Annotated in this window: 25 protein-coding genes; 12 read left to right on the forward strand and 13 right to left on the reverse strand. The window is 74.5% G+C overall.

Features of this window, described 5'->3' with window-relative positions:
* The first annotated feature begins 90 nt into the window (after nucleotides 1–90).
* Together ACZ4WV_RS13930 and ACZ4WV_RS13935 are read left to right on the forward strand one after the other, a co-directional pair.
* On the forward strand, nucleotides 91–1,380 hold the full coding sequence (locus ACZ4WV_RS13930) for an MFS transporter (protein WP_465746150.1): 1,290 nt from the start codon (nucleotides 91–93) through the stop codon (nucleotides 1,378–1,380).
* Nucleotides 1,381–1,389: 9 nt separating this feature from the next.
* Nucleotides 1,390–1,869, forward strand: coding sequence for a macro domain-containing protein (locus ACZ4WV_RS13935; RefSeq protein WP_465746152.1), 480 nt, complete (start codon nucleotides 1,390–1,392; stop codon nucleotides 1,867–1,869).
* Here ACZ4WV_RS13935 and ACZ4WV_RS13940 read toward each other — a convergent pair.
* Nucleotides 1,854–2,495: a GNAT family N-acetyltransferase gene (locus ACZ4WV_RS13940; protein ID WP_465746154.1), complete on the reverse strand. Its 642-nt coding sequence runs from the start codon at nucleotides 2,493–2,495 to the stop codon at nucleotides 1,854–1,856. The two genes, ACZ4WV_RS13935 and ACZ4WV_RS13940, sit on opposite strands and share 16 nt — an antisense overlap.
* Before the next feature lie 32 nt (nucleotides 2,496–2,527).
* Between ACZ4WV_RS13940 and ACZ4WV_RS13945 the strand changes: the two genes are divergently transcribed.
* Both ACZ4WV_RS13945 and ACZ4WV_RS13950 read left to right on the forward strand, forming a co-directional pair.
* Nucleotides 2,528–2,677, forward strand: coding sequence for a hypothetical protein (locus ACZ4WV_RS13945; protein ID WP_465746156.1), 150 nt, complete (start codon nucleotides 2,528–2,530; stop codon nucleotides 2,675–2,677).
* Between the two features lie 19 nt (nucleotides 2,678–2,696).
* Nucleotides 2,697–3,488, forward strand: a complete 792-nt coding sequence (locus ACZ4WV_RS13950; RefSeq protein ID WP_465746238.1) for a TetR/AcrR family transcriptional regulator — start codon at nucleotides 2,697–2,699, stop codon at nucleotides 3,486–3,488.
* 133 nt (nucleotides 3,489–3,621) lie between these two features.
* Here the strand turns inward: ACZ4WV_RS13950 and ACZ4WV_RS13955 are convergent, their stop codons facing one another.
* The 7 genes from ACZ4WV_RS13955 to ACZ4WV_RS13985 form a co-directional block, all read right to left on the reverse strand.
* Nucleotides 3,622–4,902, reverse strand: coding sequence for a GNAT family N-acetyltransferase (locus ACZ4WV_RS13955; protein ID WP_465746158.1), 1,281 nt, complete (start codon nucleotides 4,900–4,902; stop codon nucleotides 3,622–3,624).
* Between the two features lie 40 nt (nucleotides 4,903–4,942).
* The gene (locus tag ACZ4WV_RS13960) at nucleotides 4,943–5,464 is read right to left on the reverse strand and encodes a GNAT family N-acetyltransferase (protein WP_465746160.1); all 522 of its coding nucleotides are present in this window, start codon (nucleotides 5,462–5,464) and stop codon (nucleotides 4,943–4,945) included.
* Between the two features lie 89 nt (nucleotides 5,465–5,553).
* On the reverse strand, nucleotides 5,554–6,831 hold the full coding sequence (locus tag ACZ4WV_RS13965) for a C40 family peptidase (RefSeq protein WP_465746162.1): 1,278 nt from the start codon (nucleotides 6,829–6,831) through the stop codon (nucleotides 5,554–5,556).
* Between the two features lie 243 nt (nucleotides 6,832–7,074).
* Nucleotides 7,075–8,157, reverse strand: coding sequence for a hypothetical protein (locus ACZ4WV_RS13970; RefSeq protein ID WP_465746164.1), 1,083 nt, complete (start codon nucleotides 8,155–8,157; stop codon nucleotides 7,075–7,077).
* A gap of 88 nt (nucleotides 8,158–8,245) precedes the next feature.
* A complete protein-coding gene (locus ACZ4WV_RS13975; protein WP_465746169.1) occupies nucleotides 8,246–10,075 on the reverse strand; it encodes a threonine/serine exporter family protein in 1,830 nt (609 codons plus the stop codon).
* Nucleotides 10,076–10,353: 278 nt separating this feature from the next.
* The gene (locus tag ACZ4WV_RS13980) at nucleotides 10,354–12,720 is read right to left on the reverse strand and encodes a hypothetical protein (RefSeq protein WP_465746171.1); all 2,367 of its coding nucleotides are present in this window, start codon (nucleotides 12,718–12,720) and stop codon (nucleotides 10,354–10,356) included.
* A gap of 69 nt (nucleotides 12,721–12,789) precedes the next feature.
* Entirely contained in the window at nucleotides 12,790–14,694 is a 1,905-nt protein-coding gene (locus ACZ4WV_RS13985) for an ATP-binding protein (RefSeq protein ID WP_465746173.1), read from the reverse strand.
* Between the two features lie 269 nt (nucleotides 14,695–14,963).
* Between ACZ4WV_RS13985 and ACZ4WV_RS13990 the strand changes: the two genes are divergently transcribed.
* Complete coding sequence (locus ACZ4WV_RS13990; RefSeq protein ID WP_465746175.1) at nucleotides 14,964–15,278, forward strand: hypothetical protein; 315 nt, start codon at nucleotides 14,964–14,966, stop codon at nucleotides 15,276–15,278.
* Nucleotides 15,279–15,389: 111 nt separating this feature from the next.
* On the opposite strand, the gene ACZ4WV_RS13995 is transcribed toward ACZ4WV_RS13990, so the two are convergent.
* Nucleotides 15,390–16,538: a TetR/AcrR family transcriptional regulator gene (locus tag ACZ4WV_RS13995; RefSeq protein WP_465746177.1), complete on the reverse strand. Its 1,149-nt coding sequence runs from the start codon at nucleotides 16,536–16,538 to the stop codon at nucleotides 15,390–15,392.
* A 196-nt stretch (nucleotides 16,539–16,734) separates the two neighbouring features.
* Here ACZ4WV_RS13995 and ACZ4WV_RS14000 point away from each other — a divergent pair, with 196 nt between their 5' ends.
* The gene (locus ACZ4WV_RS14000) at nucleotides 16,735–17,892 is read left to right on the forward strand and encodes an acyl-CoA dehydrogenase family protein (protein ID WP_465746179.1); all 1,158 of its coding nucleotides are present in this window, start codon (nucleotides 16,735–16,737) and stop codon (nucleotides 17,890–17,892) included.
* Between the two features lie 91 nt (nucleotides 17,893–17,983).
* Here ACZ4WV_RS14000 and ACZ4WV_RS14005 read toward each other — a convergent pair whose 3' ends face one another.
* Nucleotides 17,984–18,286, reverse strand: a complete 303-nt coding sequence (locus ACZ4WV_RS14005; RefSeq protein ID WP_465746181.1) for a hypothetical protein — start codon at nucleotides 18,284–18,286, stop codon at nucleotides 17,984–17,986.
* 79 nt (nucleotides 18,287–18,365) lie between these two features.
* On the opposite strand from ACZ4WV_RS14005, the gene ACZ4WV_RS14010 reads away from it, so the two are divergent.
* Nucleotides 18,366–18,683 carry a cupin domain-containing protein gene (locus tag ACZ4WV_RS14010; protein ID WP_465746183.1) on the forward strand — a complete coding sequence of 106 codons (318 nt, stop codon included), beginning with the start codon at nucleotides 18,366–18,368 and terminating at the stop codon, nucleotides 18,681–18,683.
* Between the two features lie 75 nt (nucleotides 18,684–18,758).
* On the opposite strand, the gene ACZ4WV_RS14015 is transcribed toward ACZ4WV_RS14010, so the two are convergent.
* Nucleotides 18,759–19,349, reverse strand: coding sequence for a TetR/AcrR family transcriptional regulator (locus tag ACZ4WV_RS14015; RefSeq protein WP_465746185.1), 591 nt, complete (start codon nucleotides 19,347–19,349; stop codon nucleotides 18,759–18,761).
* Nucleotides 19,350–19,459: 110 nt separating this feature from the next.
* On the opposite strand from ACZ4WV_RS14015, the gene ACZ4WV_RS14020 reads away from it, so the two are divergent.
* The 5 genes from ACZ4WV_RS14020 (at nucleotide 19,460) to ACZ4WV_RS14040 (ending at nucleotide 23,379) form a co-directional block, all read left to right on the forward strand.
* On the forward strand, nucleotides 19,460–21,034 hold the full coding sequence (locus ACZ4WV_RS14020) for an MFS transporter (protein WP_465746187.1): 1,575 nt from the start codon (nucleotides 19,460–19,462) through the stop codon (nucleotides 21,032–21,034).
* Between the two features lie 112 nt (nucleotides 21,035–21,146).
* Nucleotides 21,147–21,500, forward strand: coding sequence for a class I SAM-dependent methyltransferase (locus ACZ4WV_RS14025; RefSeq protein ID WP_465746189.1), 354 nt, complete (start codon nucleotides 21,147–21,149; stop codon nucleotides 21,498–21,500).
* A gap of 119 nt (nucleotides 21,501–21,619) precedes the next feature.
* Nucleotides 21,620–22,192, forward strand: a complete 573-nt coding sequence (locus ACZ4WV_RS14030; protein ID WP_465746191.1) for a methyltransferase family protein — start codon at nucleotides 21,620–21,622, stop codon at nucleotides 22,190–22,192.
* A 221-nt stretch (nucleotides 22,193–22,413) separates the two neighbouring features.
* A complete protein-coding gene (gene tatA / locus ACZ4WV_RS14035; protein WP_465746193.1) occupies nucleotides 22,414–22,698 on the forward strand; it encodes a Sec-independent protein translocase subunit TatA in 285 nt (94 codons plus the stop codon).
* Between the two features lie 162 nt (nucleotides 22,699–22,860).
* Nucleotides 22,861–23,379, forward strand: coding sequence for a potassium channel family protein (locus ACZ4WV_RS14040; protein ID WP_465746195.1), 519 nt, complete (start codon nucleotides 22,861–22,863; stop codon nucleotides 23,377–23,379).
* A gap of 64 nt (nucleotides 23,380–23,443) precedes the next feature.
* On the opposite strand, the gene ACZ4WV_RS14045 is transcribed toward ACZ4WV_RS14040, so the two are convergent.
* Both ACZ4WV_RS14045 and ACZ4WV_RS14050 read right to left on the reverse strand, forming a co-directional pair.
* Nucleotides 23,444–23,818, reverse strand: a complete 375-nt coding sequence (locus tag ACZ4WV_RS14045; RefSeq protein WP_465746197.1) for a VOC family protein — start codon at nucleotides 23,816–23,818, stop codon at nucleotides 23,444–23,446.
* A 29-nt stretch (nucleotides 23,819–23,847) separates the two neighbouring features.
* Nucleotides 23,848–25,461 (reverse strand): protein kinase domain-containing protein, encoded by a 1,614-nt coding sequence (locus ACZ4WV_RS14050; RefSeq protein ID WP_465746199.1) that lies wholly within the window; start codon nucleotides 25,459–25,461, stop codon nucleotides 23,848–23,850.
* Nucleotides 25,462–25,948 lie beyond the last annotated feature (487 nt).

Raw genomic sequence — 25,948 nt, forward strand, 5'->3', positions numbered from 1 at the left:
GTTGTGACTGCGGCGAAACAGGTGTTGGACGCCCGGCCGCCCCCGCCGCCAAGGTGGGGGCAACCCCCGACGTCCTGCCCAGGAGCCCGCTTGCCCTCGCCCGCCCGCCCCGCCTCCTACCGCCGGCTGTTCTCCGCCCCCGGCGCCGCCGCCTTCACCCTGGCCGGGCTGCTGGGACGGATCGCGCTGTCGATGAACGGCGTCTCGCTGGTCGTCCTGCTCGCCGAACGGCGCGGCTCCTACGCCCTGGCCGGGACGGTCTCGGCGGCCGGGCTGGTCACCGGCGCGATCGGAATGCCGCTGCTCGGACGGCTGGTGGACCGCTACGGGCAGGCGCGGGTGGCCGTGCCGGCCGCGCTGTACAACGTCGTCCCCCTGCTCGCCCTGCTGCTCTGCGTCCGGCTCGACGCGCCCGACTGGACGCTGTACCTCTGCTGGGCGGCCGGCGCCGCCGCGCCCAATCTCGGCGGCATGGCCCGGGCCCGCTGGGCGTACCTGTACCGGGGCGACCCGGCCGCCCGGCACCTGGCCAACTCCTTCGAACAGGCGCTGGACGAACTCTGCTTCATGGCCGGGCCGGTGCTCGCGATGCTGCTCTGCACGACGCTCGCCCCCGAGGCCGGGCTGCTCGCCGCCGGCACCCTCGGCGCCGCCGGGGCCCTGCTGTTCGCCGCCCAGCGCCGCACCGAACCGCCGCTGCCGCCCGCCCGGGACACCGCGCGGGAGCGGGCGCCCGGTTCCCCGCTGCGGGCGCCCGGGCTGCGGGTGCTGGTGCTGACCTTCCTGGCCACCGGCATGGTCTTCGGCGCGACCGAGATCACCACCGTGGCGTACGCCGACGCGCTCGGCCACAAGGCGGCGGCCGGCGGGCTGCTGGCCCTGGTCGCGGGCGGTTCCTGCGTGGCCGGGCTGCTGTTCGGGCTGCTGACGCCACGCCGGGCCCCCGGCGTGCGCTTCCTCGCCGGGGTGGCCGCGATGGCCGGCGTCCTGCTGCTGCCGCTCGCGGCCGGGCTCGGCGGCGCGGGGCTCGGGGTGCTCGGCGCGGTGCTGTTCGCGGCCGGCACGGCCACCGCGCCGACCATGGTGACCGGCATGACGCTGGTCCAGGAGCTGTTGCCGCAGCGGCAGTTCAACGAGGGGATGGCGGTCGCCGTGTCCGGCATCGTGGTCGGCATCTCGGCCGGCGCGGCCCTCGCCGGAACGGTCGCCGAGCACGCCGCCCCCGGCACCGGCTACGCCCTGCCGGCCTCCGCCGCCGCGCTCGCGCTGCTGACCGCCCTGGCCGGGCGCCGCCACCTGATGGCGCGGAAGCGGCCGGCCGGGGCGCGAAAGGACCGGGCGCCGGAAAATTCCGAGCGGGCTGTCAGTGCCTCCGTCTAACTTCGAGGCATGGCGGAAATCACCTACGTCCGAGGCGATGCCACCACGCCCCAGGGCAAGGGCGTGAAGGTGATCGCGCACGTCTGCAACGATCTCGGCGGCTGGGGCAAGGGCTTCGTGCTCGCGCTCTCCAGACGCTGGCCCGAGCCCGAGAAGGCGTTCCGGCGCTGGCACCGGGAGCGGGCGACGAACGACTTCGGTCTCGGCGGCCTGCAACTGGTGCAGGTCGAGCCGTACGTCTGGGTGGCCAACATGGTCGGCCAGCGCGGCATCCGGACCGGACGCTCCACCGGAGCGCCGGTGCGGTACGAGGCCATCGACTCCGCGCTGGCCGCCCTCGGCGAGCGCGCGCTCGAACTCGGCGCCTCCGTCCACCTGCCGCGGATCGGCTGCGGACTGGCGGGCGGGCGCTGGGCGAAGGTCGAGCCGCTGGTGGCGGCCCGGCTGACGGCGCGCGGCGTGCCGGTGACGGTCTACGACGTCGACTGAACCTTGGTCGCCGGCTGGCCTTCGCGGCTGACCTTCGCGGCTGACCTTTCCGTCGACGGCCGGTCTCCGGTCGACAACCGGGCGATGGCCGGACCGGGCGCGGCCGGCCAGGCGTACACGTACTCGGGTAGCAGGTAGCCGCCCGGGAAGACGGCCTCCTGCGCCCCGATCCGCACTCCGCCCTCGCGCTCGTAGAAGGCGACGGCACGGGTGTTGCCGCTCAGCACCTCCAGGTACAGCTCCGCTCCGGGGTGCCGTTCGGCGACCTCGGCACGGGCGGCGGCCAGCAGGTCGCGGCCGACGCCGCCACCGGTGCGGCCGGGGCGGACGTGCAGGTTGTCCACCAGCACCCGGCCGTCGGGCTGGGGCACCAAGTAGACGAACCCGACCATGGCGCCGATCTGTTCGGCGATCAAGAGGACCGGAGTGTTCTCCGGCTCACCGTAATCGGCCTGGAGGCGCAGCTCCCACAGCTCGCGCCGCTGGGCTGCCAACCCGTCCCCGAGCGCCTCGTCGGGGACGATCCCCCGGTACGTGGTGCGCCGGCTCTCGGCGTGCAGCTCCGCGACGCTCGCCGCGTCCGGTGCTCCGCCGTACCGGATCGAGGTCTGGCCCGAAGTGGTCATGTGACGAGCCTCCCACACAGATGGAGTTGAACATGTTCAATCGAACCGGATACATTTCGCCTGTGTTTTTGAACGCGTTCGAAATCACGGGGCCGGTGTTCGCGGTACCGGATGCGGAGGGGGCCTCCGGTCCCGCGAACACCGACAACACCGACACCGGGTGGAACGTCGTGTCCCGCTAGGCTCGTCCCCGTGGACGACCTGGCAGCGAGGAACCGAACGGACGGCGAGAAGGGTGCGGCCGAACCTTCGGCCGCACCCGGCACGGAGACCGGGCCCCTGCCCGGCGGCCGGGCCCAGCCGAAGACGGACAAGAGCGAGGCGACCCGGGCGCTGATCCTGGAGACGGCCATGCGGCTGTTCCAGGAGCGGGGCTACGAGAAGACCACGATGCGCGCGATCGCCGGCGAGGCGGGCGTCTCGGTCGGCAACGCCTACTACTACTTCTCGGCGAAGGAATTCCTGATCCAGGGGTTCTACGACCGGATGACCTACGACCACGCGGCCGACGCCAGGCGCCGCATGGCCCACACCCGGGACTTCGCCGAGCGGTTGGAGATCGCGCTGACGTCCTGGCTGGACACGGCCGCCCCGTACCACGAGTTCGCCGCGCAGTTCTTCCGGACCGCGGCCGACCCGACCAGTTCGCTGAGCCCGTTCTCCGACGAGTCCCATCCGGCCCGGGCGACGGCGGTCGGGCTGTTCCGCGAGGTCCTCCAGGGCTCGGACCTGGCACCGAAGCTCGACGCCGAACTGGTGGAGCTGCTGCCCGACGTACTCTGGCTGAACCTGATGGTCGTGGTCCTCTACTGGGTCTTCGACCGGACGGAAGGCACCGAGCGGACACGGGAGTTCGTCCGCCGGTCCACCCCCATGGCGGCCCGGGTGATCAACCTCTCGCGCTACCGGGTGTTCCGGCCGATCGTGCGTGACGCCAAGGGGCTGATCCAGGACTTCATCCTGCCCACGATCGGCAGGACGGCCGTCAAGTAGCGCCGCAGCCGGAGGCATTGGGGGGCCTGCAGCGGCGGGGCCCGTCGGGGCCGGAACGCCGGGGCCGAGGGCCTCGGGAAACGCCGGTGGCCGGCCCGCGGTGCGCGGGCCGGCCACAGGGGCGTCCGGGCGGTCAGAAGTCGGTCGGCGTCCAGGCCTGCAGCGGGGCGCGCAGCAGCAGGTCCGCGGCGGCGGCCGCACCCGGGCGCAGCTCGGTGAGCAGGGCGGCCGCGGCCAGCCTCGGGGCCGTCTCGGAGCCGAGGTAGAGCGACCCCAACTCGGAGGCAGCGAGGGCGAGATCGGCGTCGTCGGTGGTCCGGGTACAGCGGCCGGTGCCGTCCTCGGCGACCTCGATCGCGAAGCGGCCCGAGGCGTAGCCGAGCCGGTCCTCGACCTCCAGCACCACCCGGCCGGGGGCACCGTACGTACGGGCGTTGAAGGCGGCCTCGACGTCCAGCAGCCGCAGCCACATGAAGTCGGAATTCTCCTCGTGCGGGGTGGCCGCGCGCGGGTCCTGGAGGAGCAGCGGCAGCGGGTCGTCCGGGGAGAGGTTCTCCACCACGACCTTGCGCACCCAGTCGACGGACAGGACCAGTCGCCACAACTCGACCGCCGTGGGCAGGTCGAGGGCGAGGAACTCGTCCACCGTGAGCGTGCAGGCGGGGTAGGAGCCGTCCCACTTGTCGTCGACCCGGTAGACCACCAGGCCGGTGACCTCGCCGTCGGCGTCCCGGTGGACGGCGGTGAACGGCTCCTTGAAGTCGTCGCCCGGTACCTGGATCTCGTTGGTGTGGCGCTGCCACCAGATGTCGTTCCGGGCGATCGCGCCGGGCTGGGTGAGCCGCCACCGGTCGTACAGCGCGGCGCCGAGGTCGCGCAGCTCCGGGAGGGTCGCGAAGTCGATCCGGCCGCCGGGCACACCCGGCAGTCCCTCGCGCAGGCCGCGGGCCCGGCCCAGGTCGATGTGCCAGCCGCTGCCCCGGGTGGCCGGGCCGAAGCCGAACCGGCCGTAGATGTTGTACTCGGCGGCGATCAGGATGGCGACCGCGCAGCCGCGCTCGGCGGCGGAGGCGAGGTCCCGCCGCATCATCGCGCTGAGCAGGCCCCGGCGGCGGTGCGTCGAGCTGACCGTCACGTTGGTGATCGCGTCCGCCTGGACGACGGCTCCGCCCGGGACGGTCAGCTCCACGTCGAAGCTGCGGAAGGTGGCGACCTGGCGGTCGCCGTCGAGCCCGGCCAGCATCCGGCCGGGCTGCCACTGCCTGCGGCGCAGATCCGGCGCGACGCCCGCGTGGGGGCGCAGGAACCCGAAGTTGAGCGCCCGGTTCCAGGCCTCGACCTCGTCCACGGAGACGGCACGGACCTGGAGCCCGTTCACGGTGTCAACGGCCGCGTCATCGATGCTGTTGCCCATTGGGCCACCGTACGGCGGCGCCCCGGGAGCGGCATCCGAATTATTCCGTGCCCGATCCGGTGTGCTCCCCCGGTGTGACGACCCAGTGGTTGGTGCGCAGGATCCGACCCGCGAAGTCGAGCTCCCGCTCGCCGAGCAGCCGGAAGCCGAGAGCCCGGCAGATGCCGTTGGAGGCACCGTTGGTGACCCCCGGGTTGGCCTGCACCTCGCCCCAGCGGCCGTCCTCCGCGGCGGCGTCCAGGACCGCCCGCGTCGCCGCCTTGGCGAAGCCGCGGCCCTGGTACTCGGGCAGCACCATCCAGCCGATCTCGGAGACGGCGGCGCCGTCCTCCTCGTCCTGCCAGAGCATGACCGCGCCGGCCACCTCGCCGTCGGCGGCACCGTCCGGAACGATCATCTTGGCCCAGGCACGGCCCGCCGCCACCAGGTCGAGGTCCTTGCGCAGCCGCGCCTCCACCATCTCCCGCGGCAGCGGCCCGCCCAGCTCTGCCATCATCCCGGCGTCGCACCGCATCCGGACGTACGCCTCGACATCGCCCGCTTCCACGTTCCGCAGCCGCATGGTGCCTCCTCAGGAGAGATCGGAACGGCCACGCTAGCGCCGGCCGCTGACATCCGCGGCGGGCGCCGGTCCGGGGCGCCGGACGGTGCTCAGGGGCGGGCGTAGAAGTCCGGGGTGCCCATGATCCAGAGGCTGGCCTGTTTGACCGGCATGCCGACCCTGGGGGCCTCGATCATCTGGTCGTCGCCGATGTAGAGGCCGACGTGATGGATGTCGGCGGCGCGGCCGGTGTCCGTCCAGAACACCAGGTCGCCGGGGCGCAGGTCGCGGTAGGTGATCGGGGTGGACTGGGCGTACTGGTCGGCGGCGAAGTGGTTGAGCTGTCTGCCGCCGGTGCGCCAGGCCATCATGGTCAGCCCCGAGCAGTCGTAGCCGTCCGGGCCCTCGCCGCCCCAGACGTAGGGCAGGCCGATCGTGGAGCGGGCGAAGGCCACGGCGGCGGCAGCGCCCTCCTCGGACCAGGGGCGGGTCTGCGGCGGGGCCGCCGGGGTGGCGGCGGCAGCGGCGGCGGCCGCTTCGGCCTCGCGGGCGGCCTGTTCGGCCGCGGCGCGGGCGGCCGCCTCCGCCTCGCGGGCGGCGATCGCGTCGAGGGCGTCGCGGCGTCTGCGTTCCAGCTCGACGGTGGTGTGCCGGGCGGCGGCCAGTTCGGCGAGCAGGTGTTCGCGGCGCCGGGTGGCGGCGGCCACCTCGCCCTGCTGGGCGGCGAGCCGCTGCTCGGCCCGTGCCTTGGCGGCGCCGACCTCGGTCGCGGCCTTCTCGGCGGCCACGGTGGCGGTGCGGGCGGCGGTGGAGGCGGCCTTGGCGGCGGCGGCCGTGGAGGTGGCGGCGTCCAGGATCTGCCGGGTACGGGCGCTGACCACGCCGACCACGGCGGCGCGGTCGCCTGCCTCGCGCGCGCCGTTGGCGCCGAGCAGGGCGTTGAGCGCGGACAGTTCGGCGCCCGCGCCCTGGCGGTACGTCTCCGCGGCCAGCCGGGCCGCGTCCTCGGCGGCCTCGGAGCGGGCGTTCTCGGCGGCGGCCGCGCGCTGGGCGGCGGCGGTCTCCCGGGCGCGGGCCCGGGTGAGGGTGAGTTGCGCGCCGTTGTAGGCCTCGACGGCCTGTTCGGCGCCGCGCCCGGCCCGGTCGAGTTCGGTCCGGGCGGTGGTGAGCGCGGCCTCCAGGGCGGCGACCGAGGCGGCCTTGCCGTCGGCCTCGGCGCGGGCCCGGTCGATCTCCTCGGGGGTCGGGTACGGGTCCACTCCGGCGGTCGCGTCCCGGGCCTGCCCGGTCGGCGGTTCGGGGTCCGCGGGGGCGGCCTGGGCGGCGGGGAGCAGCCCGAGCAGGGCGGTGAGGGACAACAGCAGGGTCGGCAGGAGCCTGCGCGCCACGGGACATCCCTTCTCACGGGTCCGGAGGGGATGGCGGCGGACGCCGAGCGGCGCGCGTACGGACGGCGGCGCGGGCGGCGAAAGGTCCGACGGATCATCCCATCATGTGACAGAACGGTCATATGCGGACCATGTTCTCAAGTCCGGCGGATTCCATGCCTCGAACGCGCTCCGCCGGCCGGGTGACCATCGGATGATCTGATCGGTCGTCACGTCCGCTGACCGGCGCACCAGGGACGCGGACTACCGCCGGATCCGGCGGGTGCGCGGCCGCAGGTGGGGGTGGCGCTCGGGCCGCCGCTCCTGCCCCGCCGTACCGAGCGCGTACGTCCGGTTGCGCCCGGCCCGGACCGTACGGCGGCGCTGCTGCGCCCCGCGGGTGCGGCTCGGGCCGCTGCCGGGGACGGCCTCGGCCGCCGGGGCCAGGGCCGCCGGGGCCGGACGCGCCGCCCCGGCGGCGGCCGAACGCCGGTCGGCCAGGCGGGCCTGGCGGCGGGCCAGCGAGCGGGCGGCGTGCGCGTCGAGGTGGGCGGTGGCCCGGGCGGACATCCGCTCGGCGACCCGGTGGGCGGCCGGGTGGTTGGCGGGCACCTTGTCGGGGGCCCCGGCGATCAGGTCGAAGAGCCAGGTGCGGGCCCGGTCGGCACGCCGGTGCAGCAGGCGCTCACGCCGGAGCGCGCGCGCCCGGCGCCGGGAGTGCGGCTTGTACCGCCAGCGGGCCCACGGGCTGCTCGGGCGGGCCAGCCGGATCGCGCCGATCCAGGAGAGGCCGGGGACCATGATCCCGAGCAGACCGGTCCACACCTTGCCCTTCAGCAGAGTGATCACCGAGGCCAGTGCGTTCACCGAGATCACCGTGATCAGGCCCCACCTGGTGTCCTCCCCGGGCAGGGCGCCGAACGGCACGTACCCGATCAGGAGCAGGGCGGTGAACAGGATCCCGAAGATCACCGCGTCCACCGACTTGCGGCCCTGCTCGCTCCAGTACACGTCGTTCAGGTGCAGGATCAGCGCGAACTCGTCCAGCACCAGACCGCAGCCGATGCCGAAGACGAGGCCGAACCAGTCGATCCACGGAGTCCCGCCGTAGGTGGCGAACACGCCGATGCCGCCGACCAACAGGAAGCCCAGGCCGAACACCATGTGGTGGATGTGCAGCCCGCCCGGGGTGACGTTGCCCGGCCACCAGCGCACCTGAGCGCGGATCATCCGGACGCTGAACCGGATGAAGACGAAGGAGACGATGAAACCGACCAGCAGCAGGAACAGCGGTTGCTTGTGGGCGTCGACGATGTGCTCGCGGTAGCCGTCCAGCAGTGTGGTCATGGGTCTTACCTTCGTTCCTGGTCCTGCGTCCTGCCTGCCGTGACATGGCCCGGAGCCCAACAGCGCTCCAACACGGGTCAACGCGCGGTCAGAAGCCCCGGGTGCGCTTGGCCGCCCGGCGGGGCACCACCGGGGGGAGCGGCGGCAGCTCGGCGCCGACCGGCAGCTTCAGGAACAGCCGGGCGATCTCCCCACCGAGGTTCACCCCGACCGCCAGCGCCATCGCGATCGCCGCCGCCCGGAACACCGACACCAGACCGGTGCTGGAGTGCCCCTGGGCGAAGGCGAGCATCCCGAGGTAGAGCGCCGAACCCGGCATCAGCGGGCCGATCGCGGCGGTCACGTACGGCAGCGCCGAACCGTTGCGGTAGCGCGCCATCAACTGGCCGAAGAGGCCGACCAGGCCGGCCGCCAGGCCGGTGGCCGCGATCGGGTTGACGCCCGCGTTGTAGACCAGTGCGCCGTAGCTGGCCCAGCCGATGCCGCTGTTCGCCGTGACCAGGGCGAGGGTGCGGCGGTCGGTCTGCAGCAGCATCGCGAAGGCCAGCGTGAGCAGCATCGCGGCGACCATCTGGATCGGCGGGGAGCTGACCCCCGCCAGGCTCTCGTCCGGACGCAGCTTCGCCTCGAAGCCGACGCCCAGGTAGAGGATCACCATCACGCCTATCACGATGCCCGCGACCAGGTAGATCACTTCCAGCAGACGGGCCGCGGCGGTGATGTAGAAGCCGGTCAGGCCGTCCTGGACGGCGGCGACCAAGGCGCGCCCCGGCAGCAGGGCGAACAGGCCACCGGTGATCACGACCGAGCCGCGCAGGCCCCAGTCGTTGAAGGACAGGATGATCCCGGAGGCGGCGGCCGGCATCGCGGCCGCCACGAACTGGTAGAACTCCGGCAGCCGGCGCCGGGCCAGCGCGGAGGCCAGCCGGTCGCCGAGGACGGCCGCGATGAAGGCGCTGGCGAACACGAGCCAGGCCTTGTCGTCGGCCCGCCCGCCGACCAGGAAGGTCGCCGCGCCGGCCAGCAGCCCGGTGGTCAGGGCGAGCAGCCAGGCCGGGTACGGGTGCCGGTTGCGGCGGATCAGGGCCAGCCGACGGTAGGCGTCGTTGACCGTCACCTTCTCCGCGGTGATGTCCGCGACCAGCTCGTACACCGCGTTCAGCCGGGTGTAGTCGGAGGTGCGGCGGCGCACCACGCGGTCGGCGGTGACCGGCGGCTCCACCAGCGAGGGCTGGTGGGAGATGCCGATCAGGGTGAAGGTCACCTGCGGCTCGCAGTGGTCCAGCCGGTAGGCGTGGGCGATGCCGAGCATCGCCGCCTCGACGTCCTCGGCGGCCTCGCCGCTGGCCAGCATCAGCTCGCCGATGCGGAGGGTGAGGTCGAGGATGCGGGGGACGTTGCGGGCGGCGCCGGCCGAGGGGTGCAGCTCGCGGGCGGTCCGTTCGAAGGCGGGGCGCTCGGACATCGGGGTCCGCAGCAGGGTGCGCATCCGGTCCGGCCAGGGCGCCTCGCCGGGGGCACCGGGAGTGAGCTCGGGGATCGGGATGCCGGTGGGCGGGGTGTAGCCGGCCGCGCGCCACTCCTCGGGGGTGAGGGTGTCCTCGGCGACGGAGCGGCGACGGGGCGGGCGCCCCGCCCCGGGGCGGGCGTCCCGGGGGCGCAGGTCGACGGTGAGCTCGGGGTGCGGCTCGAGCCCGGGTTCGGCGTCCCGGACCGGGGACCGAGGTGCCGGCTCCGGGGCCGGCACCGGCGCCGGCGGTTCGGCGGCCGGCTCCGGAGGTGCGGGGACCGGTTCCGGCGCCAGCAGGCCCTTGGTCTCCGGGACGGGCGGGACGAGCGGGACGACGGTGGTGGGCTCGACGGGCGGGGCGGGGTGGCCGAGCAGGCCCTCGGTGGGCGGTGCGTCCGCGGGGTGCACCGGCCGCGGCGGCGCCTGCCGTGTCTGACGTACCGCCCGGCCTCCCCTCGTCCGCTTGCCCGCACCCGGTCGGCCCCGCTTCGGCACTTGCGCTCCTCGCCCCTGGTGGCCGCCTGCCACCTCTTCGATCTCGGGTTACACCTTGCCTGATCGAACAGCGTGACGCACATGTACGAGACGTCCGGTGGCCTGCGGCGCGAGCGCCTACCCGGCGCGGTGGGCGGGCGGAGGCACCCGCGCCTGGGCCCTGACGGGCGGGGAGCGGGGCGGCCAGCGGCTCAGAGCCCGTAGCGCTCGATGATCTCCGTGTGCGGGCCGAGGTCCGCGCCCGCCGCCTTGGCCAGGTCGAGCCAGGCGAGCGGGTGCTCCCAGCCTGCGGTGAGCCGGTGCATCAGGGCGTCGGCCTCGGCGGCCGAAGCGGTCGGCGGCACCCCCAGCGCGGCGTAGACGCCGGGCAGCGTCATCGCCTCCTCGTCCTCGTCCGCCGGGTCGTGGACGTGGTACTGCTCCCCGCTGTACGCCCAGACCGCGTGGCCGGCCTCCCGCAGGGCGTCGCGCAGCGCGGCCCAGGCCTCGTCGCCGGGCCAGGCCCCGTCGATCCAGTAGGTGGTGTAGCCGGCCGGGTCGAGCAGCGTCAGCAGCTCGAACACCGGGCGCCAGCGCACCCGCTCCGCCTCCGGAACCCCCTCGTCCGGCGGCTCTTCCAGAAGGGCCGGGGCGAACACCACCACGTCGCCGTGGTTGAGGGTCACGTCGTCGCCCAGCACCGGCAGGATCCGGGCGGTGGCCGGGCCGGTCCGGACCGCGGGCAGGTCGGCCGTCGCGCCGTTGGTGCGGGTGGCCCGGACGGTGACGAGCTGCCACTCCTCGTCCACCGGGCCCTCGGGCTCGTCGAACTCGATGCCGAGCCGCGCACCGGTGGCGCGGACCACGGCCCAGTCCCGGTTGGCGGTGGCCGCGGTGATCAGGTGCCAGAGGTCGGGCTCCTGGACCGTGCGGTGCAGCTCCTCCTCGGTGGCCTCCTCGGCCGGCAGGGCGTGCTCCAGCAGCTCCTGGTAGAGCCGCTGCGCGGTGGCGTGGTCGCCCAGCCGGGTGGCGGCGGCAGCGGCCAGCCGGCGGGTGTTGATCCGGCTCGCGTCCAGCGCGAGGATCGCCTCGCACTGCTCCAGCACCTCGGGCCAGCGGTCCTCGGCGGCGGCCCAGCGGGCGCGGACCCAGTGCGCGTCGGCCGGGCTGGTGGCGGCCAGCCGGTCGCCGAGGCGGCGCACCCCCTCGGCGTCGGTGGCCAGGATCAGGGCGTGGCCGAGGGTACCGATCAGCTCCTGGTGGCCCGGGTCGGCGTCCAGTTGCCGCCACAGCAGGTCGGCGGCGGCCCGGGCGTGGCCGAGGCCGCCCAGCACGTTGGCCAGCAGGAGGGCCAGCCCGGTGGCGCCGGCCCGCTCGCCCCGGTACCGGTCCAGGGCGACGGAGAGCAGGTCGGCGCCGGTCTCGTAGGGCACCCCGGTCTCGGCCAGGTGCGCCGTCAGTTCGCCGGGCGGCACCGGCAGCTCGGGCACCGGGAGCGCTTCGGCGGCCGCGCGCAGGGCCGCGACGTCCTGGGCCACGCCGTCGGTGCGGAGCAAGCTGGTGAGCTTGCGCTCCCCGGTCGCGGCGAGCGTGAGGGCGACCGTACGGGCGCCGCGGGCGACGGCCAGCCGACCGGCCGCGAGCGCCAGGTCCACGCACGGGCGGTGCGAGCCGGTGCCGTCCAGGTAGCCGACCCAGCCGGCCAGCACGGCGCCGAGCTCGGCGTCGTTCTCCCAGGCGCCGGCCGCGACCAGGAGGGCGACCGTCTCCGTCCAGGCGTGGCGCAGGTCGGGGTGGCGCTCGGCGGCGTCGCGGGAGGGCAGCAGCGGGAGCGCCTCCTCCGTCCGGCCGAGCGAGGCCAGCGCGCGGGCCCGCAGCAGGCCGCCCCAGAGCCGGTCGCTCTCGTCGAGCTCGCGGCCCCGGGCGCGCTCGGCCTGCTCGGCGGTGTCGATCAGGGCGAGCACCTCCTCGTGCCGGCCCAGGCGGTGCAGGGTGCCGGCCCGGGAGTGGTGGAAGTGCAGCGAGAGCCGCTCGCCGGCCGCCTGTATTCGGGCGGCCGCGGTGTCCAGGTGGCTGAGCGCCTCGGCGGGGCGGCCGTCGTCCTCCAGCGCGTCGGCGTACTCCCGGGAGAGGCAGTCGAAGCAGGCGCGGGCGGGCTCGATCCTGGCCAGGGTCTCGCCGAGCACCTCCAGCCGCTGCGGCACGTAGCCGGGGCCGTCGACCCGGGCGTGGCAGATCGCGAAGTCCTGCACCACGCACACCGACTGGGGGCAGCCCGCGGTCTCCTCCCGGTGGGCGAACTCCAGCAGGTCCACCGCCTCGGGCAGGGCCTGCTCGCCCTGGTGGCGCTTGTTCAGCAGGTTCTGCATCCGCCAGTGCCGCAGGTACACCTCGACCCAGGGCAGGCCGAGTGCCCGGGCGGAGGCCACCGCCTCCGGGTAGACCGCGTCGAGCTGGTCGTTGCGGCCCTCGTTGGCGTGGCCGGGGAGCTCGTAGATGGCGTCGGCCAGCCGCCCGTGGCCGGCCTCGGCCAGCTGACGGTGGGTGTCGTGCACCCAGGCCCAGATGTCGGTCGTCATGCGATCTCCCCCTGCGTCGTGCTCATGAGTTGTCTACCGCGTGCCACTGACAATCCGTCGGCCGGGCCGTCACGCCTGCTCCGGCAGCGCCCCGGGGCTGTCCGGGACGGCCGGCAGGCCGGTCGGGACGGCGGCGGTCAGCGCGGAGACCGCGGTGCCGATGCCGGCCAGCGCGGCGCCGAGGTCCCCCTCGGCGGGGCCGGCCGAGGCGGAGGCCATGATCACCTTGAGCGAGCGGAGCAGCCCGGCCGCGGTGGCGCTGCCGGTGTGCCCGGCGCGGTAGGCGGCGAGCAGGTCCTGGACGGCCGGGCAGGCCAGGTTGAGGTAGAGCCGCGCCTTGGCGTCGCCGCCGGTGCGGGCGGTGAACGCGCGGGCCAGCCGCAGCGCGGCGGACGGGATCCGGGCGTCGGCCTGGTCGTCCTCGATCCGGGCCTTCAGCTCGGCCTCGCGGTCCGGCACCAGGACCAGCGGCAGGCCGGGCGGGTCGAAGCGGGCCGGGACGAGCTGCTCGCCCGGGTCGGCGAGGGCGCCGGCCAGCCAGGCCGACTCCTCCGGCGGCAGCGGGCGCTCCGGGTCGCGGAACAGCTCGCGGTTGCCCTGCTCGCTGCCCAGCTCGACCAGCCGGCAGCCGCGCAGCCGGGCGTAGCGGCGCAGGAACGGCAGGACGGCGTAGCGGTCGCCGCGGGCGATCGGCACCCGCATCGCCCGGTAGAGCATCTCCTCGAAGCCGCCGCCGCTGCCGAGCGCGACGTGCACCGCTCCTCCGCCGGCCGCGCGCAGGCCGCCCGCGGTGAGGTCGCCCTGCGAGGTGGGCACGGGGACGTCGTCGGCGAGCAGGGTGAACAGCCGCTCGTCGCAGAGCGCGGCGCCGAGCAGGTCCTGGCCGTGCCGGGTGAGGATGCGCCGCCAGACGGCGGGCCGCAGCCGGGCCGTCTCGTACAGGCCGTCGACGACGGCGTCGGCGAGGACCTTCTGCAGGGCGCGGTAGTGCTCGTCGCGCTGGAGGTCCTCGCGGCTGGCGGTGGGGGTGAGCCGGTTGGACTCGACCACGCCGCCGATGAACCCGGCCCAGCTGGGCAGGAGGTCGCGGGCGTCCTCGGCGAGCAGCATGCCGCGCAGGTACACGGCGAGGTCGCGGTTGTCGCTGCTGCCGTAGGTGCCGCCGTCCTGGACCCAGAGCAGGCCGACGGCGTCGGCGGCGCCGTCGACGGGGTGGACGGGGAAGGCGGTGAGCGGCTCGAAGCGGCGGCCGAAGGCGGTGGCGAAGCGCATCCGGGCGGCGTGCTGGTCGCCGTCGACCGGCTGGCGCCAGGGCACCCGGACCGCGTTGACGGGCTCGGTGTCCTCGCCCACGTAGACCGGGATGGGCAACAGCACGCAGTAGCGGCCCAGGACTTCGCGCAGTGCCTGCTCGTCGGCGAGGTGGGCGTGCTCGGTCTTGAGGGCCAGTTCGACCACGGTGCCGGGCCTCGGCCGGGCGGCGATCCGCTCGACCCGGTACTGCTCGCCGCCGCGGCTGCGGTAGCGGTGTCCGAGCCCCGGCTCGCGGTGCGAGGTGGTGGTGACGGTGACCTCGTCGGCGACCGAGAAGGCGGACAGGAAGCCCAGGCCGAAGGCGCCGATCAGCTCCTGGTTGCCGGTCAGTTCGCGCAGCATCCGGGTGTAGCCGGTGCCGACGGTGGCGAGGTAGGAGTGGATCTCGGGTTCGGTGAGGCCGGCCCCGGTGTCCTCGACGGCGACGGTCCGCCGTACGGCGTCGGCGCGCACCCTGATCATCGGGCGGTGTTCGCCCTGCGGGTCCTCCAGGAGCCGGCGGGTGTGCGAGTCGTGGGCGTTCTGGACGAGCTCGCGCAGGGCGACCAGCGGGGTGGAGTACAGGTGGGTGGCGAGGACGTTCACCAGGCCGCCGAGATCGACCTCGGTGGTGCGCAGGTCCTCGGCGGGGGTGGGCTCGGTCGGGGCACCTTCAGACATGGGTCCTCAGTGTGCCAGTGCGACAATCCGGCGACCATTTCTTTCTTGGCGCGAGGCCGCGCGACGGGCGGCTCGCGACAGCCGGCCGACGGCACCGCACGGTCAACCCCGAATTCGACCAGACCCTCCATCGAGGGAACAGCCACCCGTTCGGTGGAGTTCGTCCACGCCGCTGGTGAATGCTGATCATGCGACGTCAGGCAACCGGCGCCACGGAGCGGCCACTCCGAAGCGCGCCACTTCCGCAGTTCCACTCCAGGGAGACCATCGTGTCCCGTATCCGCGCAGCCGCCGCCGTGACCGCCCTCGGGGCCTTCCTCCTCGTCGGCGTCGGCGCCGCCACCGCGCACGCCGACAGCGGTACCGGCGCGGCCGACCACTCCAACAGCAGTGTCGTGAGCAACGTCGGCTCCGGCAACGTGATCGGCACCGTCCACGGCAACGTGGTCAACACCCAGCAGACGGCCACCGGTTCGGGTGCGAGCAACCAGAACAACGGCCTCGCGGTGACCGGCAACGGCGGGACCATCGGCGCCCTCCAGGGCAACGGGAACCTCGCCGCCCAGGGCACCCAGGTCCACTAGCCGCACGGCGCTTAGCCGCACGGCGCTCGAACGGGCCGGGTGCGGCCCACCGAACGGGACGGGTACGACGCCCCCACCGAAGCAGGCCGGGCACCGGGCCCCGCCCGCGCGTCAGGACAGCCCCAGCACCGCCCGGCCGAGGCGCACCAGGCAGTCCCCGAGGTCCGGCCGGGTGCTGTGCGGCCGGTTCCGCACCCCGTCGTTGACCACCGCGAACAGCGCGTGCACCCGGATCCGGGCACTCACCGCGTCGCAGTCCGGACGCACCTGCCGCAGCAGCCCGACCCAGGTGCGCAGGAAGTCCCGGCGGAACTCCACCGCGGCCCGGCGGTCCGGCGGGGCCAGCCGCTCGGTCTCGCTGAGCATCGCGCCCAGGTAGTCCCCGTTGCGCAGCGCGAAGTCCACGTACGCGCCGAGCCCGGCCGTCAGCGCCGCCTGCGGCCCGGCGGCGGCCGCGATCGCGCCCTCCACCTCGCACCGGAGCCGCTCGCGGCTGCGCACCAGGGAGGCGGCGAGCAGCTGGGCCTTGCTGTCGAAGTGCCGGTAGACGCTCGGGCCGGAGATCCCGACGGCGGCGCCGAGTTGGTCGGTGCTGACGTTGTCGAAGCCGCGCTGGTGGAACAGCCGGACGGCCGCCGCGAGCAGTTCCTCCCGGCGGGCGCGGGACCGGGGTTCCGGCGCGGGTACGACCCCGGGGCGGACGTCCGTGCCGTCCAGGGACACCGCGAGGACGGCCGCGACGACTTCGCGCAGCACCGCCTCGGCCCGCCGGGGCTGCGGAGCGGCGCTCTGGTAGGAGAGCCCCGAGCAGGCCGAGAGCGCAGCCCAGCAGAGCAGTTCGGCGTCGGCCCCGCCCAGTCGGGGCCGCTCGGCGCGCAGCACCGCGGCCATCAGGGCGACGTCGGCGCGCAGTTCGCGCCGCAGCGCCGCCCGGCGGGCCGGCGGCAGCAGCCGGGCGTCGCGCTGCACCAGGGTGCCGAGCGGGCGGTGGTCGACCGCCACGGCGGCCAGCACTTCGCCGAGTTCGGCGGTGGTGCCGGCCGCCCGCAGGCCACCGGCGAGCGCGTCCAAACCCAACCGGAGGGTGCGGTCCAGCAGTTCGGGTTTGCCGCGGAAGTGCCGGTAGAGCGCGGGCGCGGTGATGCCGACCCCGGCGGCGACCTCGGTCATCGAGACCTGGTGGTACCCGCTGCGGTGGAAGCGGTCGGCGGCCACGGCGAGGATCTGGGCGCGCCGACCGGGCGGCCGTCGGACCACCATGGCGCACCTCCCTCGGGCCGCTTCGAACGCCGTCCGAAGGCTAGCAAGGATTCACTTGATGCTGCCGGGCGCCCGCGATCCCGGGCCCGCCGGCTCTGGACAGCGGAAGCTACCCGGGATTAACTTGTCGGGCCACCACCTGGGCCGTTCCGCCGTGGCCGGTACGCCGGCCGGCGTCGTCGAAGGGAGCGCCGCCGTGCGCCGCACCGTGTTCAACGAGGACCACGAGGCCTTCCGGGAGACCATCAGGGACTTCATCGCCCGCGAGGTCGTCCCGGTCTACGAGAGCTGGGAGGCCGACGGCCACCCGCCGCGGGACTTCTACCGCAAGCTCGGCGAACTCGGCGTGTACGGCATCGAGGTGCCGGAGGAGTACGGCGGCGCGGGCGAGAGCGGCTTCAAGTACCAGGCGGTGATCGCCGAGGAGACCGCCCGGGCGGGCGTGAGCTTCGGCTCGTCCGGGGTGCACACCGGGCTGGTGCTGCCCTACCTGCTGGAGTACGCGAACGAGGAGCAGAAGCGGCGCTGGCTGCCCGGCTTCGTCTCCGGCGACATCATGACCGCGATCGCGATGACCGAGCCGGGCGCCGGCTCCGACCTCGCGGGCATCGCCACCACCGCCCGGCTCTCCGAGGACGGCACCCACTACGTCCTGAACGGCGCCAAGACCTTCATCACCGGGGGCGTGCTGGCCGACCTGGTCCTGGTGGTCTGCCGTACCTCCCCGTACGACCCGCAGAACCGCCGGGCCGGCCTGTCCATCCTGTGCGTGGACACCACCTCGCCCGGCTACACCGTCGGCCGCAAACTGCAGAAAATCGGCCTGCGCACCTCGGACACCGCCGAGCTGGCGTTCAGCGACGTCAGGGTGCCGGTGGAGAACCTGCTCGGCGAGGAGGGCAAGGCCTTCTCCTACCTGACCCACAACCTGGTGCAGGAGCGCCTCGCGATCGCCGTCGGCGCGTACGCGGCGGCCGCGGCGGCGGTGCGGTTCGCGGTGCAGTACGTCAAGGACCGCAAGGTGTTCGGCAAGGCGGTGGCCGAGTTCCAGAACACCAAGTTCACCCTGGCCGACTGCGAGTCGCAGGTGATGGCGCAGCAGTCGATGGTGGACCGCGCGCTGGAGCTCTACCAGAACGGCGAGTTGAGCGTCGCGGACGCGGCCGCCGCGAAGCTGTTCTGCACCGAGTCGGCTTCCGTGGTCATCGACAAGTGCCTTCAGTTGCACGGCGGTTACGGCTACATCCTGGAGTACCCGATCGCCCGGCTCTACACCGACAACCGGGTGTTCCGGATCTACGGCGGCACCAGCGAGGTGATGCGCAGCATCGTCGCCAAGTCACTCGGCCTGTAGGCGCGTGGCGGCCGCCCCGGGAAGCGTTCCGGGGCGGCCGTCAGCCGCGGCGGGCTCGCCGCCGGGCTCGGTCGTCGGCGGCCGGGCGCCCTCAGTTGGGTGAGCCGTGCTCCGCGCGCCAGGCCTCCCAGCCCGCCGAGGAGGCCACCTTGGCCTCGCGCAGGGCCCGCTGGGCGAGCGCGGTCGGCGGGGTCTCCAGGCTGCGCAGCCAGTTGCGGCCGGCCGTGAGCAGCGCCGCGCACACCAGGGCCGCCCCGGCCGCGCCGAGCACCGAGCCGATGCCGGCGAGCACCATGCCGCCGGCCAGCATCGAGCGGTTGACCCGCACCTCACTGAGGATTTTCCGGTTGATCACCATGCCCTCCACCATGGCGGCAGTCGGCTGCTGCTGCACCTCGGGTGCGCCACCGCGGGTCCCTCCGGGTGCGGTTCACCGGCGCGTCCGCGACCCTGGGCACAGGCGAGGAGGAGCGATGCCCGATCTCGAACAGCTCACCGCGGAGCACGCCGCCCTGGCGGCCGAGAGCCCGCACGGGCGCAGCGCCCACCTGGTGCTGCACGACGGCGTGCTGCGGCAGACGGTGATCGCGATGACGGCCGGGACCGCGTTGGACGAGCACACCCCGCCCACCGCCGGCAGCATCCAGGTGTTGCGCGGCAGGGTCTCGCTGACGATCGCGGGGCGGCGGACCGAGTTGTCCGTCGGAGAGCTGGAGCCCGTCCCGCAGGAGCGGCACGGGCTGCTCGCCCACGTCGACTCGGTGGTGCTGCTGACGGCCGTCACGGCGTGACGGCGGCCGCCACCGGCGCGCGGCGACGGTCGGACGTCAGGGCGCGGCGGCGGCCGGGCACAGCGGCGGCGGACGTCAGGGCGCGGCGGTACCCAGCACGCTGCCGCTGACCAGCCGGAGTCCACGCAGGAACTCCTGGCCGCTGGGGACCAGTTCGGGTGCGGCGAGCCACTGGGCGACGTACCCGGCCAGCAGGATCTGGTAGAAGGTGCCGCGGGCGAGTTCCTCCTCGGTGTCCGGCACCTCGGGCACCCCCTGGAACAGGGCGGCGAGCCCGAGCCGGCCGTCCTTCTGCGCCTCCGCGAAGGCCTGCGCCAGTTCGGGCTCGCGACCGGCCTGGGCGAGTGCCTCGAACTGCGCGGCCCAGAGGCCCCGGTGCTCGGCGAAGACGCCCTTGAGGCCCTCCCAGGCGGCGGCGAAGCGCTCCTCCGGGTCGTCGGAGCTCTGGTTGGCGGCGGCGACCACCGCGCCCAGGCCCTGCCCCAGCTCGCCGATCGCCTCGATCATTGCGGCGTTGAGCAGGGCGTCCTTCGAGCCGAAGTGGTAGCCGATGGCGGCCAGGCTGACGCCGGAGGCGGTGGCGATGTCCCGGGCGGTGGTGCGCCCGTAGCCCTTCTCGTACAGGCAGCGCTTGGCGCCGGCCATCAGGTCTTCGCGGTTTCCCATGCCCTCGATCCTACGGAAGGACTGCACAGATGTCTTGCACGGTCGTCTCGGACGAACGATTTACACGTTCGTACTAGACAATCGTCTGACACGCTCGTACCGTCTTCCCCATGACCGCAACCACCGGCCGCGCAGGCCGTCGCGAATGGATCGGCCTGGCCGTCCTCCTGCTCCCGACCCTCGTCCTCGCCATGGACATGGGCGTGCTGTTCTTCGCCGTCCCCTACATCTCCACCACGCTGGCGCCGACCGGCACCCAGCAGCTGTGGATCATGGACATGTACTCCTTCCTGCTGGCAGGACTGCTCATCACGATGGGCGCGCTGGGCGACCGGATCGGCCGCCGCCGGCTGCTGATGATCGGCGCGGCCGGCTTCACCGGCGCCTCGCTCCTGGCCGCCTGGTCCGGCAGCGCCGAACAGCTGATCGCCGCGCGCGCCCTGCTCGGCGCCGCCGGGGCCACCGTGATGCCCTCGACCCTCGCGCTGATCCGCAACACCTTCCACGACCCCAAGCAGCGGCAGGCCGCCCTCGGCGCCTGGGGCGGCGTGCTCACCGCCGGGGCCACCCTCGGCCCGGTCGCGGGCGGTCTGCTGCTCGACCACTTCTGGTGGGGCTCGGCCTTCCTGGTCGCCGTCCCGGTGATGCTCCTGCTCCTGGTGGCCGCCCCCGTCCTGCTGCCCGAGTACCGCACCACCACCCCCACCGGCCGCTTCGACCTGCCCGGCGCCGCGCTGTCGCTCGCCGCGACCCTGCCGCTGGTCTACGGCATCAAGACCCTCGCCGTGGACGGCTGGAGCACGCCGCCCGCCCTCGTCGCCGCCGCCGGTCTGCTGCTGGCCGGCGCGTTCGTGTGGCGCCAGCGCACCGCCGCCAGCCCGCTGATCGACCTCGGCCTGTTCCGGATCCGCACCTTCAGCGGGGCGATCAGCGTCAACACCGTGGCGATGTTCGCCATGATGGGATTCGCCCTCTTCACCTCGCAGTACCTGCAACTGGTCAAGGGCATGAGCCCGTTCACCGCCTCGCTCTGGTCGCTGGTGCCGAGCGTCGGCGTCGGCGCGGCCGTCGGGCTCGGCGCGGCGCTGGCCGGCAAGGTCCGCCCGGCGGTGCTGATGGGCGGCGGCTTCCTGGTCGGCGCGGCGGGCTTCGCGATGATGACCCGGGTCGGCGCGCACTCCCCGCTGGCGCTCATCCTCACAGCGGCCGGCATCCTGGCCGCCGGGACGGTCGGGACCATGACGATGACCGCCGAGATGGTCGTCTCCGCCGCCCCGGCCGAGCAGGCCGGCACCGCCTCCGCCATCTCCGAGACGGCCGTCGAGCTCGGCAGCTCGTTCGGCATCGCCCTGCTCGGCGCGGCCGGCGCCGCCGTCTACCGCCACCAGCTGGACGGCGCCCTCCCGGCGGGCGTGGACGGCCAGGCCGCCGGCGCGGCCCGGGACACCCTCGGCGGCGCCGTCTCCGTCGCGGCCCACCTGCCCGGACGGCTGGGCACGGACCTGCTGGAGGCCGCCCGCACCGCCTTCACCGACGGCCTCCACGTCGCCGCCGTCGTCGGCCTGGTCACCGCCCTCGGCGCCGCGCTGCTCGCCTACCGGCTCCTCCGCCACCTCCCGGCCGCCCAGACGGCCCCGGCCCAGGCCCAGGCCCCCGAGGCCGAGCCGCAGGCCGCGACCGTCTGAGCCGCCCCGACGGCCCCGGACGGCGCCGGTCCCCGCGAGTCATCGAGAGCCCCCGCCCACCCCGGGCGGGGGCTCTCCGCCGTCCCCGACGCGGCCTGGGGGTTCCGGACCGGTGACCTGCTGGCGCTGCCCCGCCGCCGACCGAGAGTTCGCGGCGGCGGTGGCGCTGTACTCGGTGATCCACCTGGAGCCGGCGGAGCTGCTGCCCGCCTTCGTCGAGATGCGGCGGGTGCTGCGGCCCGGCGGGGTGCTGCTGGTCTCCTTCCACCTGGGCGACGAAGTGCGGCGGATGGAGGAGTGGTGGGGCCACCGGGTCGACGTGGACTTCCACTTCCTGGACACCGGCGCCGTCGCCGCCCGCCTGGTCGAGGCCGGGTTCGCGGTCGAGGCGCGGCTGGAGCGGGAGGGCCTGCCCGAGGAGGCGCCCACCCGGCGGGGGTACCTGCTGGCGCGGCGCTCGGGCTGAGGCGCCGCCGGCCTGCCGTCCACCCCGGGGTGGACGGCAGGCGCTCCACCTCCGGGTGCGTGTCCCGGCGGCCGGGCGGGGAGACCGTGGAGGGGTGACCACGACCGTCAGGAGCCGCCATGTCCCTGCCGTCCCTCTTCTCGCTGCTCGGCCTCGCCTGCTGGATCGGCTACGAGCTGCTGCTGCGCCGTCGTGAGGACGCCGCCGTCGGCAGCTGGCACGGGGACGACCGCGACCGCGGCTCGACCCGGGTGCTGATCGGCTGCTACCTCGTGTCGGTCCTGGTCGTGGTGGTGGTGTTCGACCGCGCCTCGATCGGCGGACTGCCCACCTGGGCCCAGTGGTTCGGGGTCGTCCTGGTCGCCGCCGGGCTGGCGCTGCGGGCCTGGGGCATGCGGACCCTGGGCCGCTACTACACCCGCACCCTGCGCACCGTGGACGCCCAGCACGTCGTCCGCACCGGCCCGTACCGGCTGATCCGCCACCCCGGCTACGCCGGCAGCCTGCTTGTCTGGGGCGGCTACGCGCTCGGGACGGCGGGCTGGGCGGCCGCCCTGGTGGTGACCGCCCTGCTGCTCGGCGCGTACGGCTGGCGCATCGCCGCCGAGGAGCGGCTGCTGCTGGCGGCCTTCGGGCCCGCCTACGCGCAGTACCGCGCGGTGTCCAAGCGGCTGGTGCCGTTCGTCTACTGATCACACCGGAACCGGTACGGGTGTGACGTGCGGATGTGAGGCAGTACACCGGACGCCCGGGAACGCGGCCGTCCGCACCCCCGGTCCGCTCGGACGGCACCCGGTTTTCGGCCAGCGTTTCCCGGCCGGTGTATCCGTTCGCCGTCAGGGCCAGGCATACTGGCGAGCATGGGCGCTAGCGCCCCCCGTGACTCTAGACAAGAAGGGACCGGTGGCCAGGGATGCTGCGGAACGGTCTTGAGCCCTGGCACATCTTCGTGGTGCTGGCGGTCGTCATCCTGCTGTTCGGGTCGAAGAAGCTGCCGGAGATGGCCCGCGGCCTCGGCAAGTCGATGCGCATTCTGAAGGCGGAGACCAAGGCGATGCGGGAGGACGACCCCACGACGGAGGCCGGCACCGCGCAGAGCACCGCCGCCCAGCCCGCCGACCGCCCCGCCGTCACGCCGACCAACGTGACCAAGGCCACCGAGGCCACCGAGGCGAAGCGGCCCGAGACGACCGCCTGAGCCGCACGAGTTCCTGGAGAGCCCCCGGTGGACCCCCACCAGGGGCTCTCCGCATGTCCGGAGCCGTCCGGCCGGGGCGGCTGACGACCCGGCAGCGGGGGGCCTGACCCGTTCGGGGGCACCGACGGGCGCCCGGGGCGTCGCGGCGGCAGGCTGGGCGGGATGTCCGAGAACCCGCCACGCGCCGACCTGCGGGCAGCCCTCTGGCTGCTGGCCGCCTGCACCGTCCTGATGGTCGCGTACTTCACGCTGCCGCTGCGGTCCCTCGGCCACCAGCGGCCGGTGCTCAGCTGGGCGGTGTTCGGCGCCGCCCTGACCGGGCTGAGCTGCCTGCTGCTCGCGAAGATCACGGCCGTGCTGCAGGGGCGGGCGAGACGGCCGGTCGCCTGGCTGACCTTCCTGATCTTCCTGGCGATGGCCGTCTTCTCCGCCGCCTACTACGTGCTCGCCGGCCGGCCGGGCGACTTCGCGGGGATGAACACGCGGCTCGACGCGCTCTACTTCACCATCGTCACCATGGCCACCGTCGGCTACGGCGACATCACGCCGTCCGGGCAGGCGCCGCGGCTGGTGGTGATCCTGCAGATCGGCTACAACTTCGTCTTCCTCGCGGCGGCGGCCGGGACGCTGTCGCGGACGATCCGGGCGGGTGTGGAGAGCCGGGTGCGGCGGAAGCCGTGAGGGTTGGGGGCCCGGGGGCTGCGGGGCCACGACCGGGAGTTGTCCACAGGCTGTGGACGACGACTCAGGAGCGGCTGGGGTCGATCACGCAGAAGCGGTTGCCCTCGGGATCGGCGAGGACCACGAAGTCCGGGTCCTCGGGGTAGCGGTCCCAGACGACCCGCTCGGCGCCCAGGGCGACCAGGCGCTCGACCTCGGCGGCCTGGTCGGCGGCGTCGTCGGCGTAGAGGTCGAGGTGCACCCGCGGATGCGCCTGGACGGGCGACTCGCTGAGACCGAGGGCCAGTTGCACCCCGTGGCCGCCCGCCGCGGGCACCAGGACCGTCCAGCGCTCCTCCACCAGCCCGCCGCGCGGGACGAGGCCGAGGGCGGCCGTCCAGAAGGCGACGGCGCGCGGCATGTCGGAGACGCCCAGGACGAGGGAACCGATCGTCAGCATGGGGACATTCTGGCCCGACGTCAGCGGGCTCAGTCATCCTGGAGGTTCGCGGCGGTGTGGAGGGTGGCGAACAAGGCGGAGAGGCGGGCGTTCCAGTTGGCGTAGGTGAGAGCGTCGACGACGTGCTTCTTCCCCATGTCCCTGATCACCTTCTGGGCGCCCTTGAGCTGCTGGGCGGCCTCGTCGGGGTTGCCCTCGTTGAGGCGGGCGGCGGCGTCGTCGAGGATCCGCAGCAACTCCGCCTGGCGGTCCCGCTCCTTGGTGATCTGCGCCTGGGCGACCGCCTGCCGGAAGGCCTGGAGCTGCAGTTCCGCGGGCTGGTTGCGGGGGACGGCCTGGGACGGGTTCGGCGGCGCGGGGGTGCTGGGGGCGTTCGAAGCGGGGGCCGTGGCGGAGGCGGCGGTCGACGGGGCGGCGGGCGCGGCCGTCCTGGGGGCGGTCGCGGCGGGCGGCGCCTTGGGGGCGGCGGCGTTGCCGGCCGGCTCGTCGAAGGCGGTGAGGGCCACGGCGGTGATCCCGGCCAGCCCGGCGATGCCGAGGGCACCGATGACCAGGGGCTTCCTGCGGCGGTCCCGGGCGGGCGCGGACCGGGCGCTGGACGGGTACGGGGCGGCGGGGCCGGGACGGGTCGGGCCGGGAGGGACGGGGGCCATCACGGACGTGGCGGCGGCTGCCGGGCGGGGCGGCTGGGGCGGGAGGAGGGTGGTGTGCTGCTGGTCCGGGCGCGGGTGTGCGTCGGCCGGAGCGACCGGTGGGAGCACCTGGGTGGAGGTGGCAGCGGACGCGGAGGTGGCGAGGAGCTCCGCCGTCGGGTCTCCGACGGCCAGGCCCGGGACGGTGGCCAGCAGTTCGGCGCGCGCCGCAGCGGCGTCGGCGGGGCGGTCCGCCGGGTTCTTGGCGAGCAGGCGCAGCACGGCCGCGTCCACGGCCGGCGGCAGACCGGGCCGCCGTACGGACGGGGGCGGGGCCTGCTCGCTGACGTGCTTGAAGGCGATCGCCACCGGGGTCTCGGCGGTGAACGGGGTCTCGCCGGTCAGCATCTCGGTCAGCACGCAGCCGACGGCGTACAGGTCGGTGCGACCGTCCAGGGCGGAGGCGGTGGCCTGCTCGGGCGAGAGGTAGGCGGCCGTACCGAGCACGCTCGCGGTCTGGGTCAGGTTGCTGGACGAGCCCGCGCGGGCGATGCCGAAGTCGACGACCTTCACCCCGCCGTCGCCGGTGATCATGATGTTCCCGGGCTTGATGTCCCGGTGCACCAGCCCGGCGGCGTGCGCGACCGCCAACGCCTCGCAGACGGCCGCCGCGATGCCGACCGCGCGCTCCACCGGCAGCCGCGGCTGATCGGCCAGGACGGCGGCCAGCGAACGGCCCTGGACCAGCTCCATGACGATGAACGGGGTGCCCTGGTCCACGCCGGAGTCGAAGACCATCACGATCCTCGGGTGCACCAGCATCGCGGCGTGCTGCGCCTCCCGGCTGAAGCGCTCGGCGAAGCGGGGATCGTCGGCGAGGCCCCCGTTGAGGACCTTGACGGCCACCTGACGGCCCAGCACGTGGTCGACGCCGCGCCAGACGGTGGCCATGCCGCCGACGCCGAGTATCCCGAGCAGTTCGTAACGCCCGTTCAGCGCCCGTCCGATCACCTGCAGCTCCCCTCGTGTGCGGCGGCCGGGGGTCCGGGGCGCCGGGTGCACCTGTGCACGATAGCCGTCCGGCTGGGGGGCCGTGGGGGTGTGGGGGGCGGGGGGGGTGGCTCTCGGGAGGGTGGGTGCGGGGGCGGCTCCGGGGGTGGCCGCTCCGGGGGCTGGGCGATTTTCAGACTGCCCATTCCGGCGGTGGGGCGTTGAGGCCGTTGGCAGTCTGAAAATCACCCGTCACGCCCCTCTCCGGGCCACCCCCTGCGCCGCCCCCTCCCGCAGCACATCCCTCTCGCCAGAGCGTGGGAGGGGTGGGTGGGGGTTACTGGGGGTGGGTGGGTGCGGGTCGGGGGGTGGGGGCTGCTGGGGGTGCAGGTTGTTTCGGGCCGGTGGCGGTCGGGGGACCGGGCAGCGGTCCCCCGGCCGCCGGCGTGGGGGTGGGGGGGGGGCTCCCCATCTGCGAGCAGGGGGGCCCCCCCCCTGAACGTTTGGG

Source organism: Kitasatospora sp. NPDC029312 (assembly GCF_055569215.1).